The organism is Protofrankia sp. Cr1 (genome assembly GCF_963555865.1).
Taxonomy (GTDB): domain Bacteria; phylum Actinomycetota; class Actinomycetes; order Frankiales; family Frankiaceae; genus Protofrankia.
This window is the reverse complement of record NZ_CAUVXO010000071.1, coordinates 4,532-7,600: the sequence shown is the minus strand read 5'-3', so window position 1 is coordinate 7,600 and position 3,069 is coordinate 4,532. Positions and strand designations below refer to the sequence as shown.

Annotated in this window: 2 protein-coding genes; both read left to right on the top strand. The window is 69.1% G+C overall.

Annotated features, from left to right (window positions below; translation table 11 throughout):
• The first annotated feature begins 3 nt into the window (after positions 1–3).
• Positions 4–1,869: a cytochrome c biogenesis protein ResB gene (locus tag U9980_RS08845; protein ID WP_416210202.1), complete on the top strand. Its 1,866-nt coding sequence runs from the start codon at positions 4–6 to the stop codon at positions 1,867–1,869.
• A partial coding sequence (gene ccsB, locus U9980_RS08840; RefSeq protein WP_322767480.1) for a c-type cytochrome biogenesis protein CcsB occupies positions 1,869–3,069 on the top strand: 1,201 nt, incomplete at its 3' end. The genes U9980_RS08845 and ccsB, both read left to right, overlap by 1 nt.

Below are 3,069 nucleotides of genomic sequence, written 5' to 3'. Positions count from 1 at the left end.
GCGGTGACGACGACGATCGGTGCGGCGGCGCCGACGACGGTGCCCGACGAGGTACGCGACGAGGCGCGGACACGCGCCGACCATGCGCACGCCCAGGCGTTGGAAACGGCGTCCGGATCGCCGGCGGGATCGCCTCCCGGGCTAGCTGGCGGGCCGGGCGGGATCGCCGGCGGCGGCCTGCGCCGCTTCGGATCCGCCGGGCGGGTGACGGCGCCGATCCGGAAGGTCTGGCATCTGCTGACCAGCATGCGCACCGCGCTGCTGCTGCTGTTCCTGCTCGCGCTCGCCGCCGTCCCCGGATCCCTGCTGCCGCAGCGGTCGCTGAACCCGCTGAAGGTCGAGCAGTACTTTCGTGATCATCCTTCGCTCGCGCCGGCGCTGGACAGATTGTCCGCATTCAACGTATTCGGTGCTCCCTGGTTCGCCGCGATCTACCTGTTGTTGTTCATCTCTCTGATCGGATGCCTGTCGGCCAGGGTCCGCTGGCATGCCAGAGCACTGGTGGGCCGCCCGCCGCGCGCACCGGCCCGGCCGAGCCGGCTGACCGGGGGACAGTCGTGGGACAGCGCGCTCACCCCGTCGGAGGCGGTCGAGGCGGCGCGGGTGGTCCTGCGACGGCGGCGGTTCCGGGTGGCGCTCGCCGCCGACGGCGCCACCCGTCCGGACGGCAGCCCGGACTTCTCCGTGGCGGCGGAAAAGGGCTACCTGCGCGAGACGGGGAACCTGATCTTCCATATCGCGCTGGTCTTCATGCTCGTCGGGGTCGGACTGGGCTCGTGGTTCGGATATCAGGGTACGGTCCTGGTGATCACGGGTGACGGGTTCGCGAACACGCTGGTCTCCTACGACCAGTTCAGCCGGGGCAGGCTCGTCGACCCCGTCGGTGATCTGGCGCCGTTCTCCCTGACGATGGAGGAGTTCACCGCGTCCTACCAGCCGACCGGCCAGCCCGCGGACTTCCGCGCGAAGGTCGCGTACGCTACCGAGCTCGACGGGCACACCCGTACCGCTGAGATCCGGGTCAACCATCCGCTGGCGGTCGGCAGCGCAAAGGTCTACCTGATCGGGCATGGGTACGCGCCGCACTTCGTGTTGAGGAACAGCGCCGGCGGGGTCGTCTGGGAGGGCTACCAACCGTGCACCCCCCGCGACGCCATGTTCGCGTCCACCTGCACTTTGAAGATCGGCGACACCGGGCTCGCGCCGACCGGGCCCACGCGTGAGCCCCAACAGCTGGCATTCAGCGGCGTGTTCACGCCCACCACCGAACTGGACCGGGCCCGCGGCTATGTCTCGACCTATCCGGCCGCGAATGCGCCCGGCCTCACGCTTACCGGCTATGTCGGCAACCTGCACATCAACGAGGGCATTCCGCAGAACGTCTACTCGCTGGATACCCGTGACATGCACCAGCTGCGCGTGAACGGGCCACTCGGCGACAATCGTGCGGCGCAGGTGCTCGCGCTGAACAACCCGCGTCAGCGAACGGTCACCGGCCTGCCCGGTGGGATGTCGCTGGAGGTCGACGGTCTGCGCGAGTTCGCGACGTTCCAGACGAAGTCGGACCCGTTCAAGGGCTGGGTCCTTGTCGCGGCGATTGCGATCATCTGCGGCCTGCTGGTGAGCATGCGGGTCCGCCGACGCCGGATCTGGGTGCGGGCGCGCCCCGTGGCCGACGCGGCTGCCGATGCCGATACCGGCGTAGCCACCGATACCGACGCGGTTACCGTGACCATGGTCGAGATCGGTGGTCTGTCCCGGTCCGACATCGACGGCTTTGCGGCCGAGCTGCGGGCAATCGCCCTGGATGTACGGGCGGCCACGGCGAGTGCCTCCCGGCCGCTGGACTCCCCCGAACAGGAGCTGTGATGCCCGTCAACTCCGGCCTTGCCGCGTTGTCCGACCATCTTCTCGGCGTGACCATGGCGGTCTACGCGCTGGCGATGCTCGGTTACGCGGCCGAGTTCGCGTTCAGCCGGTTCGGGGGGACGATCGGCGCAGCGGCCGGGGTGTCATCGACATCGGCGCTGTCATCGGTCGGAGCAGCCCAGCTCACGGCTTCCGGACGGGTCCCGGCGATGGCTGGCGCCGTCACGGCCGGTGGTGCCGTCCATCCAGCGGTGGCTGATCCCGCGATGGCTGATCCGGCGGCGGAGGCTCTCGCCGCGGCGGCGGCCCGGGCCGCCGATCGTGGTGCGGAGCAGAGGGCAGTGGCTGCGGCGATGGCCGCTGCGATGGCCGGGGACCGTGCCGACCCACCGGTCACGGCCCGGGTGCGCTGGATCGGCTGGATCGCGGTGGCACTGACCCTGCTCGGCTGGCTGGCCCACGTGGGTTCGGTGACGGCCCGCGGCCTGGCCGCGGACCGAGTGCCGTGGGGGAACATGTACGAGTTCTCATCCATGATCACCTTGGTCGCGGTGTCAACGTACCTGGCCATGCTGGCGCGGACCCGGGCGCGGGTGCGTTGGCTGGGCGTTTTCGTGATGGTTCCGGTGGTTCTCTATCTGGGTTTCGCCGCCACGGTGCTCTACGTCGCCGTGGGACCGCTTGTCCCGGCGCTCAACTCCTACTGGCTCAAGATTCATGTGGTTGCGGCGATCGTCGCCAGCGGCGTGTTCATGGTCTCGGCGGTCACGACCGTCCTGTATCTGCTGAAGGACCGCTGGGAGAACAGGCTCGCCGCTGTCGCCGCCGGTCGGGCTGACGCGTCCGCCGCGATGCGCAAGCGCGGCGGGATCATGATGCGCCTGCCCGCGGCCGTGGCTCTGGACCGCATCACCTACCGGGTGATCGGGCTTGCCTTCCCGATCTGGACGTTCGCGGTCATTGCCGGGGCGATCTGGGCGGAGGCCGCCTGGGGCCGCTACTGGGGCTGGGATCCGAAGGAGACCTGGTCGTTCATCACCTGGGTGATTTACGCCGCGTACCTGCACGCGCGGGCCACAGCGGGTTGGAAAGGCAGCAGGGCAGCGGCGATCTCCCTGCTGGGTTTCAGTGCGTTGTTTATCGATTACTATCTGGTGAACCTGGTGATTTCCGGCCTGCATTCATACGCTGGGGTCAACT